Origin of the sequence: Phenylobacterium sp., from assembly GCF_004297125.1 — a bacterium.
GTDB lineage: Bacteria > Pseudomonadota > Alphaproteobacteria > Caulobacterales > Caulobacteraceae > Phenylobacterium.
In genome coordinates this window covers 33,442-46,151 of the sequence record NZ_SCVD01000023.1, presented here as the reverse complement: position 1 = coordinate 46,151, position 12,710 = coordinate 33,442, and the positions used below count along the sequence as shown (strand labels likewise).

Sequence of the window (12,710 nt, the reverse complement as noted above, 5' to 3'; positions counted from 1 at the left end):
GCCGCGCGGCCGGGCTGATTCCCTGCAGCTAGCTTCCCTTCCCCTGCCCGCGCAGGATTCGCAGGCTCTCGTTCTGCCGCTTGATGATGCCCAGAAGCTCGCGCTGGCGCACGGCGTCGATCTTGTCGTGCAAGTGCATGATCTCCAGCTCGGCCCTCAGGTTGACGATATAGTCGTGCTCGGCGTTTGCCCGATCGCGGGCGGCGGACCTGTTCTGGCTCATCATGATGATCGGCGCCTGGATGGCCGCGAGCGTTGACAGCACCAGGTTCAGGAAGATGAAGGGATAGGGGTCGAACGCCAGGCCAACCCCCTTTCCGAAGGCGTTCCAGCCCATCCACACCGCCAGCGCCACGCCGAAACCTATGATGAAGGCCCAGGAGCCGCCGATCGCGGCCACCCTGTCGGCCAGCCGTTCGCCGGGCGTGCGCTCGTCATGCTTGAGGCCGGCATGCAGGTCCGTGGGCGCCTCCGTGGCGATCAGGTCGATGACGCTGCGCTGCACCGGGGTCAGCGTTTCGTAGGCGCAGCCCAGAAGATCCTTGGCCAGTTGTTCGTGCGCGTCGAGGCTCATCGCGTTTTCCCTTCCGCATCGCATGCGGTGTATTCCCGGTGAGCTTCAGGGGGACTCAGGGATGGCCGCAAGCGGCAAGGCGAAGGCGAACGGCCGGCAGGCGATCTTCATCACCGGCGCGGCCAGCGGCATCGGCCTGTCCACGGCCAGGCGGTTCGCCCGCGGGGGCTGGTTCGTGGGCCTCGCCGACATCGACGCCAAGGGGCTGGCGGCCGCGCTGCAGGCGATCGGGCCGGACAACGGCGTGGCCCACAAACTGGACGTTCGCCACCGCAGCGCCTGGAAGGCTGAGCTTGCGGCCTTCGCCAGGCTGACCGACGGTCGCCTCGACGTGCTGCTCAACAACGCCGGCGTCGCCAAGGGCGGCTACCTGGAAGCCCAGGCCCCGGACGAGGTCGACCTGCAGGTCGATGTGAACCTCAAGGGCGTGCTGAACGGCTGCCAGGCCGCGTTCGAGCTGCTGGCCGCCACCCCGGGCGCGATGGTCGTGAACGTGGCGTCCGTCGCCGGCGTCGTGGCGCCGCCGCGGATGAGCGTCTACGCCGCCACCAAGTTCGCCGTGCGGGGGTTATCGGAGGCCCTTGAGGCCGAGTTCTCGCGGATCGGCGTCGGCGTCCGCTGCATCATGCCCTGGTTCATCGACACCCCGCTGCTCGACAAGGCGCGGTTCTCCGGCAACGAGGACCTGCGCGTGTCGCTCCGGCATCAGAAGGTGCCCGTCTATCCGGTCGAGCAAGTCTCCGACGCCATCTGGGCCGCGGTGCACGGCAGGCCGCGGCTGCACCACCTGGTGGGTGGGCAAGCCCGGCAACTCGGACTGTTGAACCGCCTCCTGCCCGACCTGGTCAGGAAGCGGCTGCAGCGACAGGTTGAGGCGTGGTGAGGAGCGCCGAGTCGGCCGGCTTCGGCGCGGGGTTGGCGGGCTGGGCCGACTTGGCCGGGACCGCGGAGGCCGTCGCCACCGGCTCGAGCGAATCCGCCACGGCCTTTTCCACCGCCACCGCCGACATCAGCCGCAGTTCCGGGATCTGATCGGCCGCGCCGCCGGTCAGGACCGCGTGCTCCACCGCCGGTGAGGCGGCCGGGGCGTTGCGCAGGCGATAGGGCGAGAAGCGGTAGAAGACGTGCGTGCCTACATTGGCCACTCGCAGCATCTGCGGGGCCCAGGCGGGCGAAACCGCCGTGGTGTGGAAATGGGTCGCCGAGCCGATCTCGGCCCGGAGCGCGCCCGACATGGCGCGCCCGGCGATGTCGCGAGCGCGATTCCAGGCCAGGCTCTCGCGGCGCTTCTTCATCGAGCCGTCGCAAGCGAAGCTGAATTGGCAGACCCGCCCGGCGCCCTGGAACACCACGGCGCAGACGCTCTTCGGGAAGGCCGGGTGCTTCACCCGGTTCATGACCACCTGGGCCACCGCGGCCTGCCCCCGCGCGCTCTCGCCGCGAGCCTCGTAGTAGACCGCTTCCGTCAGGCATTCGAGGTCGGCGCGGCGGCGGGCCTTGGCCGCGCCGCGGTCGGCGCCGAAGGCGTGGGCGACCGACTCCGCATCCGAACCCGCGCGAAACGCGTATCGTTGCAGGCCGAAGCGCAGGCCCTGGCCCTCGGCTTCGAGATAGGAGCCCGCGTAGCCGACGGCGGCGGCCTCGGCCATCTGGCGGGCCCGCGCATGGTCGGCGGCGTGGCCGGACATGCCGGCGGCAAGGAATAGAACGCCCAGGCCCAGGCCAAAGCCTGCGCCCGTCAAAACGGCGCCGAGCGGCGCACGCCATACGGCGCGCACCTTAGTGCTTGAAATCAAAACGGAACGGTCCTCAGCGGCGAGGGCCCACTGCCCCCCAACTCATTGACGCCGCGGCCGCCCCTGCTCGTGCTGGTAGCGTCCGCCGGCAGGCCTGACCCGAGATCCGTGTTGGGTGAGGCGACGGCAATTGATGAAGGGTGTATGAATGCCGGAAGCGCTGCTGGCAAGAATTTTTTGCAGCGCACCATTAACGGCGATGGGTCGGCCCGGGCCGCCCGAGATACCTCAGCCCTCGCAGAATGCTGACAACACAGGGCTTTTCCGGAAAGTTCCCCAGGGGGCGTATCTAGTCTTCGCGTAACGCTGAATTCGCCTGAAACCATATGGATTTACCTTGTTCGCCCCGCCCGCGAGCTTGGGCGGAACCTAAGGCCAGCTTGACTGTTCTCAAGCCGACCCTCCGGAGGACTCCATGCGTATCCCGCTCGCCTTGCTTACGGCCGCCGCCCTCACGCTGGGCGCCTGCGGCCACAACGTCGAACAGCGGGCCTCGACCGGCGCTGTCGCCGGCGCCGTGGTGGGCGGTCCGGTGGGCGCCGCGGCCGGCGCCGCCGTGGGAACCGTGATCAGCAAGGGCGTCGACAAATAGGCGGACTGCGGCGCGTCGCCGCATCTGGCGCACTCCTTGCTTCGTACCCATTTCGAGGCGTGAAGGACGGGGCGCACGATGCGCAATCTCTTACTGGCTGTGGTCGCCCTGATGGGCGTTCTGATGATGGCGGCGAGCGCGGTCCGCGGCTTCTAGGCTGTCGGAGCCTTGTTCTTCATCCCCTGCGGCGGATAGCCTACGCCGTAAATCATAAGGGGAGGTCCGATGTTCCGTCAGCTGGCCGCACTGGCCCTCGCGCTCGCCATGAGCGCCACCGCCGCGCACGCGGCTCCCCAGGACCGGACCGCCACGAACGGCGACGTGAAGATCCACTACGTGGTCGAGGGCAAGGGTCCGCTAGTGGTGATGGTCCACGGCTTTCCAGACTATTGGGCGACCTGGAAGCCACTGATGGCCGAGCTGAACAAGGCCGGCTACCGCACCGCGGCGCTCGACCTGCGCGGCTACAACCTCTCCGACAAGCCGCAGGGCGTGGCGGCCTACGCCATGCCGAACCTGATCGGCGACGTCGCCGCCGTGATCGCCGCCGAGGGGCAGAAGAACGCGATCGTCATCGGCCACGACTGGGGGGCGGCGATCTCCTGGCAGGTGGCGTTCAACCGCCCCGACCTGGTCGACAAGCTCGTCATCATGAGCGTGCCCCATCCGGCCGGCATGGCCCGGGAACTGGCGACCAACAAGGCCCAGCAGGAGGGCTCCAACTACGCCCGCAACTTCCAGAAGGAAGGCTCGGAGAAACTGCTGACTGCCGAGGGCCTGGCCGGCTGGGTCAAGGATCCCAGGGAGAAGGCGGGCTACGTCGAGGCCATGAAGCGCTCCGACTTCGCCGCCATGATGAACTACTACCGCGCCAACTATCCGCGCGGGTCCGGCGCCGAGACCGAGAAGCCCGCCACGATGGCCGCCCCGAACCAGCGGGTGAAGGTGCCGGTCCTGGTCATCCACGGCATGAAGGACACCGCCCTCAACGCCGCCGGCCACTCGGGAACCTGGAACTACGTCGACGCCGACACCACCCTCGTCATGGCCCCCACCGCCGGCCACTTTGTCCAGCACGACGCCGAGACCCTGGTGAACAAGACGGTGCGCGGGTGGCTGGAGGAGCGGAGGTAACTACTCCGCCGCTTCGGCGGTCACGCCGGTGAGCCCCGTCAGCTTCTCGGCGAAGCTCTTCAGGCACACCTCGGATGGGCCCAGCGGCCCGCTCGTGTAGCCGGAGCTCTCCATGCCGTCCTGCACCCGCTTGATCAGCACCGTGTCCTCGGCGTTGACTTGCCGGTTGATGCGCCAGTTGAGGTAGCGCGCAGCCTTGGCCTCGCGCCGGGCGTCGGGGCGGACGTAGGCGATCTCGCGGATCAGGGTCTCGGTGGGCGAGATCGGGATGAACTGCATGAAGTCGATCTGGTCGGGGTAGACGTCGAACGCCACGTTCGGCCAGAGCTTGTAGTAGTTCCAACGCCGCTGGTCGCGGCCCTCCAGGTGATCGAAGGCCGGCAGCAGGGCCTGGTAGTTGCGTTCCGCCCAGTTGGCCGACGGGGCCTCGGTGATGTCGCCCCACATCTTGTCCACCCAGGGCGCGGCCTCGATGCCGTAGGTCGGGCCGAACAGCCGCGTCAGGCCCGGGTGCGCCACCGGAATGTGCAGGCTGTCGGAGTAGTTGTCCGAGATGTTCTTCCAGTTCACCGGCCGGGGCCTGAGTGTCACCCGTCCCTGGGGGATCAGGTCGGGCGGGCAGTGCGGCGCGAGCTCGGCGGCATAGGGCGCCATCATCTCCGCCACACTGGGCAGGCCGCTTTCGAAGCGCACGAAGATGAAGCCGAGGAAGATCTCCTGCTCGATCGGCTTCAGGCCATGCTCGGCCTTGTCCAGGTCGTCGAACCCCTGCCAGCGCGGCACATTGGCGAGCCGGCCGTCCAGGCCGTAGCTCCAGGCGTGGTAGGGACAGACGATCCGATGGCCGCAGTTGCCCTGGTTCCCGTCCGCCAGCCGCGAAGCCCGGTGGCGGCAGGCGTTGTGGAAGCTCCGCACCTCGCCGTCGTCGCCGCGGACCGTCAGCACCTTCTCGCCCAGGAAGTCGAAGGCCTGGTAGTCGCCGGCCTCCGGGATGTCATTCAGGTGGCAGACTACCTGCCAGGCGGTGCGGAAGATCGTCGCCCGCTCGCGTTCGAAGAAGGCCTGGTCCGTGTACATCCAGGCGGGAAGGCTCTGCGCGGGCGCGTTCATCGTGGCTCTTGTTCCATGGCCGCCAGCCCCTGTCAGCCCGCGGTGGCCCGGGCGCCGGTCCGGTCCAGCAGCCCGGCCAGCCGCTGCGCGATCAGCGCCTCGGCCTCGGCCATGATCCGGTCGATCAGTTCCTTCACCGTAGGCACGTCGTGGATCAGCCCCGCGACCATGCCGCAGCTCCAGCCGCCGGCGTCCATGTCGCCGTCGCGCAGGATCCTCGGATAGACCCCGGCCACCTCGGGCGCGATGTCGGCGAAGGTGAGCTTGTCGCCCAGCGTCCGCTCCTTCTCCAGCAGCCGCTCGACCCCGGCGTTGGTCAGCACGCGCTCGGTGTTGCGCAGCGGCCGCATGATTAGGCGGGTGTCCAGCTCGCTGGCCGCCACCAGGGCGTCCTTCACGTTCTGGTGGACCGGCGCCTCCTGCGTGGCGATGAACCGGGTGCCCATGTTCATGCCCTCGGCGCCCATGGCCAGGGCCGCCACCAGCGACCGGCCGTCGGCCATGCCGCCCGAGGCGACGAAGGGAATCTTCAGCTCCTCGCCCGCCCGCGGCAGCAGGATGAAGTTGGGCACGTCGTCTTCGCCGGGGTGACCGCCGCACTCGAAGCCGTCGACGCTGACCGCGTCGCAGCCGATCGCCTCGGCCTTCAGCGAGTGGCGGACCGAGGTACACTTGTGGATCACCTTGATCCCGTTTTCCTTCAGCGCCGGCAGCCACTTCTGCGGATTGTTGCCCGCCGTCTCGACGATCTTGACCCCGCCCTTGATGATCGCCTCGACGAGGCCCGGATAGTCGGGCGGCGTCACGGCCGGCAGGAAGGTCAGGTTCACCCCGAACGGCTTGTCCGTCATCTCCCGGCAGCGGGCGATCTCCTTGGCCAGGTTCTCCGGCGTGCCCTGGGTCAGGCCGGTGATGATGCCCAGGCCCCCGGCGTTCGACACCGCCGCCGCCATCTCGGCGAACCCGACGTAGTGCATGCCGCCCTGGATGATCGGGTGCTCGATCTCGAGCATCTCGGTGATGCGGGTCTTCACGGGCGTCTCCTCCAAACGGGCGTTTGCACTGTAGTCGCCCGGCGTGGTGCGGGCCGCAAGGCCCGGCGGCTCGGCAATAAATCGGCTGCGCTCGGAACAAGCTCGGTCACGCCCTCCCGGTTGTCGGGGATACACGTCCCGGTGGTTGGAACGACACGGTATCGAGACGATGAGTGACGATGTGGACATCCTGGTGGGCCGCCAGCTGCGGCGGCGGCGTCGGCTGATGGGCCTGACCCAGCAGCAGGTCGCCGAGATGGTCGGCGTCCGCTTCCAGCAGATCCAGAAGTACGAGTGCGCCGGCAACCGCCTGTCCGTGGCCATGCTCTGGAAGCTGGCCTGCGCCCTGGACGTGGACGTCGCCTACTTCTTCACTGGGGCCCAGCGCCACGGCCAGATGCGCCCCGCGGCCAACCGCGCCCCCGACCGGGCGTGCGATCTGCGCGATCGCGCGGCCTGACCTGGTTCGAGAACCCATGCTGACACTCTGCTGTCAGCAGCACCGTACGCAGAGTGTGGCGAACCTGCCCCGGAGCGCCTACCTTGGACGCCATGCCTCGCCCCGCTGAGCCGACCGGAGTCGCCGACATGTCGGCCGTCTTCGACTACGACGAAAACACCATGCCCATGCTCTGGAAGCCGCACCGCCCGGTGCGGCCGGACAAGAGCGAGGGCGGGCGCAGGTTCAAGCTCAGCTCGGCCTACGAGCCGGCCGGCGACCAGCCGACCGCGATCCGCGAACTGGTGGCCGGGATCGAGGGCGGCGAGCGCGAGCAGGTGCTGCTGGGCGTCACCGGCTCCGGCAAGACCTTCACCATGGCCAAGATCATCGAGGAGACCCAGCGGCCCGCCCTGATCCTCGCTCCGAACAAGACCCTGGCCGCCCAGCTCTACAGCGAGTTCAAGAGCTTCTTCCCCGACAACGCGGTGGAGTTCTTCGTCTCCTACTACGACTACTACCAGCCCGAGGCCTACGTTCCCCGGACCGACACCTACATCGAGAAGGACAGCTCGATTAATGAGCAGATCGACCGGATGCGCCACTCGGCCACCCGCGCGATCCTGGAGCGCGACGACGTGATTGTCGTGGCTTCAGTCTCCTGCATCTACGGCATCGGCTCGGTCGAGACCTACTCGGCCATGACCTTCTCGCTCACGCCCGGCGACCGGATCGACGAGAAGAAGCTGATGGGGGACCTGGTGGCCCTCCAGTACAAGCGCAACGACGCCGCCTTCGAGCGCGGCACGTTCCGCCGCCGCGGCGACACCTTGGAGATCTTCCCCGCCCACTACGAGGACCGCGCCTGGCGCATCTCCCTGTTCGGCGACGAGATCGAGAGCATCACCGAGTTTGACCCGCTCACCGGCAAGAAGACCAACGACCTGCAGGGCGTGAAGATCTACGCAAACAGCCACTATGTGACGCCGCGCCCGACGCTCCGCCAGGCGATCAACCAGATCAAGGTCGAGCTCAAGGACCGCCTCGACTGGATGGTGGCCAACGGGAAGCTGCTGGAGGCCCAGCGCCTGGAGCAGCGCACCACCTTCGACATCGAGATGATCGAGGCCACCGGCTCCTGCGCCGGCATCGAGAACTACAGCCGCTACCTCACCGGCCGCCGGCCGGGCGAGCCCCCGCCCACCTTCTTCGAATACATCCCCGACAACGCCCTACTGTTCGTGGACGAGAGCCACCAGACCGTGCCCCAGATCGGCGGCATGTACCGGGGCGACTACCGCCGCAAGTTCACCCTGGCGGAGTACGGCTTCCGCCTGCCCTCCTGCATCGACAACCGCCCGCTCAAGTTCGAGGAGTGGGACGCCATGCGGCCGGACAGCGTCTTCGTCTCCGCCACCCCCGGCGGCTGGGAGATGGAGCGCGCCGGCGGCGTCTTCGCCGAGCAGGTGATCCGCCCCACCGGCCTGATCGATCCCCCGGTTGAGATCCGCCCGGTCTCCAAAAACGGCTTCAGCCAGGTCGATGACGTCATCGCCGAGGTGCGCGAGACCGCCGCCAAGGGCTACCGCAGCCTGATCACCGTCCTCACCAAGAAGATGGCCGAGGACCTCACTGAATACATGCACGAGCAGGGCCTCAGGGTCCGCTACATGCACTCCGACGTCGACACCCTGGAGCGGATCGAGATCATCCGCGACCTGCGGCTCGGCGCCTTCGACATCCTGGTGGGCATCAACCTGCTGCGCGAGGGCCTGGACATCCCCGAGTGCGGTCTGGTCGCGATCCTGGACGCCGACAAGGAGGGCTTCCTGCGCTCCGAGACCTCGCTGATCCAGACCATCGGCCGCGCCGCCCGGAACGTCGACGGCCACGTGATCCTCTACGCCGACAGCATCACCGGCTCCATGGAACGCGCCATGGCCGAGACGAAGCGTCGGCGGGAGAAGCAGGAGGCCTACAACCTCGAGCACGGCATCACGCCCGAGAGTGTGAAGAGCCAGATCAAGGACATCCTGGCCAGCCACTACGAGCGCGACCACGTCACCGTGCCGGTCGGCGTCGCCGAGGACGGCAAGCCCTTCATGGGCGACAACTTCAAGACCACGCTCAAGGACCTGGAGGCCCGCATGCGCGAGGCCGCCGCCAACCTGGAGTTCGAGACCGCCGCGCGCCTGCGCGACGAGATCAAGCGCCTGAAGATGCTCGACCTCGAATTCGCCAACGAGATGCTCACCCCCGAAGGCCAGACCGCCGACAAGGGCGCCGTGAAGCGCGTCAAGGCCGAAGCGCGGGCCGAGGCGGCGGAACGCTTCCGCAAGGGGCGGCTGTAAACTCGCTACTCATCCCCGCGAATGCGGGGACCCAGGCTTCGCTTCAATCCCCAATGCCCAGGACGCCAGGCAACTCTGGGTCCCCGCATGCGCGGGAATGAACAGATGGATGAGCGCCCCACCCCGCTTGACAGTCTCCCGTCCGCGCCGCGACGGTGACGGCTCAGCTACGGGGGCCGTCACATGCGCAGATCGATCCAGGGCCCGCTCGCGGCCGCTCTCACCTTGGCCGCCGCCCCCATGGCCGCCAGCGCCGATCCCGCCCCCGAGGCCGCCCGCGTCTCGGTCACCAACACCCAGGCCCAGCGCGTCGCCTACTGCACCCTGCTGGTCGACGGCCGCGCCCGCTCGAACCTCGCCATCCGCCCCGGAAAGACCTGGTCCGACGCCTTCGACCCCCGCCGCGAAGTGCTGCTGGTCTGCGACCGCGCGACGTCGCTGCGGTTCGGGCCGCTCAAGGCTGGGGTGAGCTATCGCCTGGTGGAGACGGAAGGGGCGAAGATCGGGTTGGCGGAGGGGCAGTAGCGCAAGCTCGGCTCACTCGTCCTGGGGAGCCCCTCACCTCCCCAGACTGGCTTCTCTCCCGTTGACTCCTCACCTCGACCCTGTTGGTTAACGGCACAGCTTTTGGGGAACACGGGATGAGACGTCTGCTTGCGACGGCACTTGCGGCCGCCTCTCTCTGCACGACCACGCCTTCCGCAGCGGCGACAGTGACTCTGAACATGACGGTCGACCTGAACGCGGCCAACATCTTCTACGACTATCCGCTCTACCTGCCGAACTTCGGCTTCAACACCAGCAAGCTGCCCGGCCCGATCAACGTCACACTCAACGAAGGCGACGTCTTGGAGTGGACGATCACGTTTACGGAAGCCTTCACCTTCGAAAGCCTGCAGAGCGTCACCCTGGGCTTGCGCGACGACAACTTGAACCCGTCTTCGCCTCGACATATCGCCGACGGCAGCGAGCCCTTGCGGATTCAGCTACTTGGCGACGGTGGCGCGGTGATTCTGGATCGCTCCAGGGCCAACACCTATACTCTGCCGGCCTTCAACTTCGATACGAACCTGAGCAACGGCAACCCCAATACGCCGAACGTCTTCAGCGGGCCGATGACCCTCACGGGCTTGCGGGCCTACATCCCGGTAGGAGACTTCACAGGCGGCACGAGCCGCACCTACCAGGGCGCCTTCCTGGGACTCTATCAGGATCTGACCTTCGGCGAGGTCCCGGAGCCGGCGACCTGGGCGCTCCTGATCCTGGGCTTCGGCGCAGCCGGCCATCAGCTCAGGCGACGCAGGACTGCGACAGCCTAGGTCGACGGCCGCGTCCACGGCGATCTGGCCATCCGCCGGGCGAGGCCTGGTCCGACACCTTCGACCCGAGGCGCGAAGTGCTCCTGGTTTGCGACCGCGCCACGTCCCCGAAGCTCGGCCCGCTCAAGGCGGGGGTGAGCTAACGGTTGGTGGAGACCGAGGGGCGAAGATCCAGATGACGGCTTGAGCGAGCGGCGGTGGTCGAGACACCTCGCTCATCCAATACGCGCTTAAGTGCTGGGCAGTGGTTCCGCCGACCGCCCACCCTTTCCACCCCGGCAACACACCTCATACCAACGGTTAACTAACAACCGTGGCGCCGAATCCCCACCTCTCAGAGCAGCACAGTTAACTGGCCCCGTTCATGCTGGCGACAGGGAACCTGTGCTGTGTTTGGGACGTAAGTTGAAGCAGCAAGGTCGACCGGGGCGTGATCCGAACGCGGTCCGCGGACGTAACGATCTTGGGGATCCTATGAGGTACATAAAGATGTCTCCGTCGCTCTCAGTTGTCGCCGACAACAATCTGAAGACCATCATCACGCCGAAGGCCGAATCCGTGTCCGAGCGCGTGCGCCGGCTGCAGGCCGAGGCCAAGCAGCTCGCCAAGGAGCACATCAAGTCGCTCAGCGCGGCCATGGTGGACCTGGAGCAGCTCGCCGCCGAGATCGCCGAGGGCGGCGACGCCTATGCGCCCGGCATCCGCGAGGTGGCCCGCCAGCTCGCCGAGGAGCTGGACAGCCGCGTCCAGACCCTGGAAGCCATCGCCGCCCGCACCTGAGCGGCGCCCTCCAGGCTGTCCGGTATTCCGGCCATCGGCGGGCGACGATCCCCCGCCGGCCGAGGGGCGCTACCGGACAACCCCCACGGTTAACCGCTTTCGTAAAGCCTGACGCCGCCGCGGCCCCGCCCGGCGGCGTCGCTATGTCGGGCGACCGACGCCATTTTGGAACAGGGCGGCGCGATGGGTCTGGCGGCCCTCAGTCCATCGCCCCGATGTACGGCAGGCCGCGCATCGTGCCGGCCACGTCCAGGCCGTAGCCCACCAGGAACCGGCCCGGGGCCTCCCAGGCGACGAAGTCCGGCTCCATGGCGCGCGGGGTGGGCCAGGGCTTGCGGGCGAAGACGGCGGTGAGCACCTCGGTCGCGCCGCTGTCGCGGACCAGGCGGGCGGCTTCGGACAGCGACAGGCCGGTGTCGAAGACGTCGTCCACCACCAGGGCCTTGCGCCCGGCGATCGGACGCTGCAGGTCGGCGCGCACCTCGCAGCGGCCGCTGGACTGGCGTTCGTCCTTGTAGGAGGCGAGCCACAGGGCGTCGAAGCGCACCAGGCGGCCGAGGCGGGCCAGGGCCCGGGTCAGGTCGGCGGCGAACCAGATGCCGCCGGTGAGCAGGCAGACCACCACCGTCTCGTCGTCGATGCGCGGGGCGATGTCGGCGGCCAGCGCCGCCACCCGGCGCATCACCTCGTCTTCGGAAATCAGGACGGCGGGGGCGGGCTCACTCATGCTTGGTCAGGGCGTCCGGAGAATTGGCGGGAAGGGGCTGGGCCTCGACCGGCGCCGCGGCGGCGGGCGCGGGCTCCGCGTGCGCGGCGGCGGCGGGTTCTGCGTGCGGCGCGCCGCCCTTGGCGGGTTCCTCGAAGGCGATGTCCAGCGCGTGCGCGCCGGCCGGCGGGTCGGCCAGGGTGACCGCGAAATAGCGGGTGGCGCCCGGCGGCACCTTGGCGTTCAGCGGCTGGGCCAGGACGCCGGCCACCGGCTTGCCGGCCTTGTCCACCAGGCTGATGCGGATCGGCGGGGCCTCGATGGAGTCCTTGCGCACGTTGCGGATGGCGCCGGTCACCGACAGCACCGGGCGCCCTGCCTGGAACGTCGCCTGCTGCTTCACGCCCTCGATCACCAGCCCCAGGGTGTTCACCGGCAGGCCGATGGCGGCGAACAGCGGCGCCGTGGCGGGGATCTTTTCGGACAGCGGCTGGCGGAAGATCACCGCCCCGCCCAGCGCCAGGGCCAGCCCCGCGGCCAGGCCGACGCCCACGACCATGGCGACGGAGGCCTTTTTCTTCTTCGGCTCCGGCTTTCGGATGGGCGCGGCCGGCGCCGCCATGAATTCGACGTCGTCGCCGGGCGCAGGGGTCGTCGGATCGCGCGGCGCCTCGACCAGCATCTCGTCTTCAAGGGGTGGGTGCTCGGGCTCGGCGCGGTCCTGGAAGGCGCGCCAGCGATTGCCGCACGAGGTACACTTGACCATGCGGCCGCCCCGCGGAATCCGCAGGTCGTCGACAAAATAGCTGGTGGCGCACTCGGGACAGGTCAGTATCATGAGGTCGAATCGGACGCTCCAGCACCCTCACTTCCGA

13 protein-coding genes and 1 pseudogene are annotated in these 12,710 nt (G+C 68.3%); 8 read left to right on the top strand and 6 right to left on the bottom strand.

Annotated elements, in window-relative coordinates; genetic code table 11:
* Positions 1-28 precede the first annotated feature (28 nt).
* The gene (locus tag EPO51_RS15805) at positions 29-574 is read right to left on the bottom strand and encodes a DUF1003 domain-containing protein (RefSeq protein ID WP_293352244.1); all 546 of its coding nucleotides are present in this window, start codon (positions 572-574) and stop codon (positions 29-31) included.
* Between the two features lie 61 nt (positions 575-635).
* Here EPO51_RS15805 and EPO51_RS15800 point away from each other — a divergent pair, with 61 nt between their 5' ends.
* Positions 636-1,457, top strand: coding sequence for an SDR family oxidoreductase (locus tag EPO51_RS15800; protein WP_293352242.1), 822 nt, complete (start codon positions 636-638; stop codon positions 1,455-1,457).
* Here EPO51_RS15800 and EPO51_RS15795 read toward each other — a convergent pair.
* Positions 1,420-2,262, bottom strand: coding sequence for a cell wall hydrolase (locus EPO51_RS15795; RefSeq protein WP_293352240.1), 843 nt, complete (start codon positions 2,260-2,262; stop codon positions 1,420-1,422). The genes EPO51_RS15800 and EPO51_RS15795 overlap by 38 nt on opposite strands.
* A gap of 523 nt (positions 2,263-2,785) precedes the next feature.
* Between EPO51_RS15795 and EPO51_RS15790 the strand changes: the two genes are divergently transcribed.
* Positions 2,786-2,962 (top strand): hypothetical protein, encoded by a 177-nt coding sequence (locus EPO51_RS15790; protein ID WP_293352238.1) that lies wholly within the window; start codon positions 2,786-2,788, stop codon positions 2,960-2,962.
* Between the two features lie 225 nt (positions 2,963-3,187).
* Complete coding sequence (locus EPO51_RS15785; RefSeq protein ID WP_293352236.1) at positions 3,188-4,096, top strand: alpha/beta fold hydrolase; 909 nt, start codon at positions 3,188-3,190, stop codon at positions 4,094-4,096.
* Here EPO51_RS15785 and EPO51_RS15780 read toward each other — a convergent pair whose 3' ends face one another.
* Positions 4,097-5,206, bottom strand: a complete 1,110-nt coding sequence (locus EPO51_RS15780) for an aromatic ring-hydroxylating oxygenase subunit alpha (RefSeq protein WP_293352234.1) — start codon at positions 5,204-5,206, stop codon at positions 4,097-4,099. It abuts the gene before it with no gap.
* Positions 5,207-5,238: 32 nt separating this feature from the next.
* The gene (locus tag EPO51_RS15775; RefSeq protein WP_293352232.1) at positions 5,239-6,429 is read right to left on the bottom strand and encodes an NAD(P)H-dependent flavin oxidoreductase; all 1,191 of its coding nucleotides are present in this window, start codon (positions 6,427-6,429) and stop codon (positions 5,239-5,241) included.
* Here EPO51_RS15775 and EPO51_RS15770 point away from each other — a divergent pair.
* The 5 genes and pseudogenes from EPO51_RS15770 (at position 6,410) to EPO51_RS15750 (ending at position 11,129) form a co-directional block, all read left to right on the top strand.
* Complete coding sequence (locus EPO51_RS15770; protein ID WP_363200798.1) at positions 6,410-6,700, top strand: helix-turn-helix domain-containing protein; 291 nt, start codon at positions 6,410-6,412, stop codon at positions 6,698-6,700. The two genes, EPO51_RS15775 and EPO51_RS15770, sit on opposite strands and share 20 nt — an antisense overlap.
* 92 nt (positions 6,701-6,792) lie before the next feature.
* Complete coding sequence (gene uvrB, locus EPO51_RS15765; protein ID WP_293352230.1) at positions 6,793-9,030, top strand: excinuclease ABC subunit UvrB; 2,238 nt, start codon at positions 6,793-6,795, stop codon at positions 9,028-9,030.
* Between the two features lie 183 nt (positions 9,031-9,213).
* Entirely contained in the window at positions 9,214-9,555 is a 342-nt protein-coding gene (locus tag EPO51_RS15760; protein ID WP_293352228.1) for a hypothetical protein, read from the top strand.
* Positions 9,556-10,259: 704 nt separating this feature from the next.
* Positions 10,260-10,349, top strand: a pseudogene (locus EPO51_RS28145) (PEPxxWA-CTERM sorting domain-containing protein); the annotation flags it as partial.
* 489 nt (positions 10,350-10,838) lie between these two features.
* On the top strand, positions 10,839-11,129 hold the full coding sequence (locus EPO51_RS15750) for a hypothetical protein (RefSeq protein ID WP_293352224.1): 291 nt from the start codon (positions 10,839-10,841) through the stop codon (positions 11,127-11,129).
* A 199-nt stretch (positions 11,130-11,328) separates the two neighbouring features.
* On the opposite strand, the gene EPO51_RS15745 is transcribed toward EPO51_RS15750, so the two are convergent.
* Complete coding sequence (locus EPO51_RS15745) at positions 11,329-11,856, bottom strand: phosphoribosyltransferase (RefSeq protein WP_293352222.1); 528 nt, start codon at positions 11,854-11,856, stop codon at positions 11,329-11,331.
* On the bottom strand, positions 11,849-12,673 hold the full coding sequence (locus EPO51_RS15740) for a DUF3426 domain-containing protein (protein WP_293352220.1): 825 nt from the start codon (positions 12,671-12,673) through the stop codon (positions 11,849-11,851). The genes EPO51_RS15745 and EPO51_RS15740 overlap by 8 nt, the downstream gene beginning before the upstream one ends.
* Between the last annotated feature and the right edge of the window lie 37 nt (positions 12,674-12,710).

What these genes read in the sequence shown, in the direction of transcription:
- EPO51_RS15805 (WP_293352244.1), bottom strand. Translation starts at nt 574, where the DNA reads ATGAGCCTCGACGCGCACGAACAACTGGCCAAGGATCTTCTGGGCTGC.
- EPO51_RS15800 (WP_293352242.1), top strand. Translation starts at nt 636, where the DNA reads ATGGCCGCAAGCGGCAAGGCGAAGGCGAACGGCCGGCAGGCGATCTTC.
- EPO51_RS15795 (WP_293352240.1), bottom strand. Translation starts at nt 2,262, where the DNA reads ATGTCCGGCCACGCCGCCGACCATGCGCGGGCCCGCCAGATGGCCGAG.
- EPO51_RS15790 (WP_293352238.1), top strand. Translation starts at nt 2,786, where the DNA reads ATGCGTATCCCGCTCGCCTTGCTTACGGCCGCCGCCCTCACGCTGGGC.
- EPO51_RS15785 (WP_293352236.1), top strand. Translation starts at nt 3,188, where the DNA reads ATGTTCCGTCAGCTGGCCGCACTGGCCCTCGCGCTCGCCATGAGCGCC.
- EPO51_RS15780 (WP_293352234.1), bottom strand. Translation starts at nt 5,206, where the DNA reads ATGAACGCGCCCGCGCAGAGCCTTCCCGCCTGGATGTACACGGACCAG.
- EPO51_RS15770 (WP_363200798.1), top strand. Translation starts at nt 6,410, where the DNA reads ATGAGTGACGATGTGGACATCCTGGTGGGCCGCCAGCTGCGGCGGCGG.
- EPO51_RS15775 (WP_293352232.1), bottom strand. Translation starts at nt 6,429, where the DNA reads ATGTCCACATCGTCACTCATCGTCTCGATACCGTGTCGTTCCAACCAC.
- uvrB (WP_293352230.1), top strand. Translation starts at nt 6,793, where the DNA reads ATGCCTCGCCCCGCTGAGCCGACCGGAGTCGCCGACATGTCGGCCGTC.
- EPO51_RS15760 (WP_293352228.1), top strand. Translation starts at nt 9,214, where the DNA reads ATGCGCAGATCGATCCAGGGCCCGCTCGCGGCCGCTCTCACCTTGGCC.
- EPO51_RS15750 (WP_293352224.1), top strand. Translation starts at nt 10,839, where the DNA reads ATGTCTCCGTCGCTCTCAGTTGTCGCCGACAACAATCTGAAGACCATC.
- EPO51_RS15745 (WP_293352222.1), bottom strand. Translation starts at nt 11,856, where the DNA reads ATGAGTGAGCCCGCCCCCGCCGTCCTGATTTCCGAAGACGAGGTGATG.
- EPO51_RS15740 (WP_293352220.1), bottom strand. Translation starts at nt 12,673, where the DNA reads ATGATACTGACCTGTCCCGAGTGCGCCACCAGCTATTTTGTCGACGAC.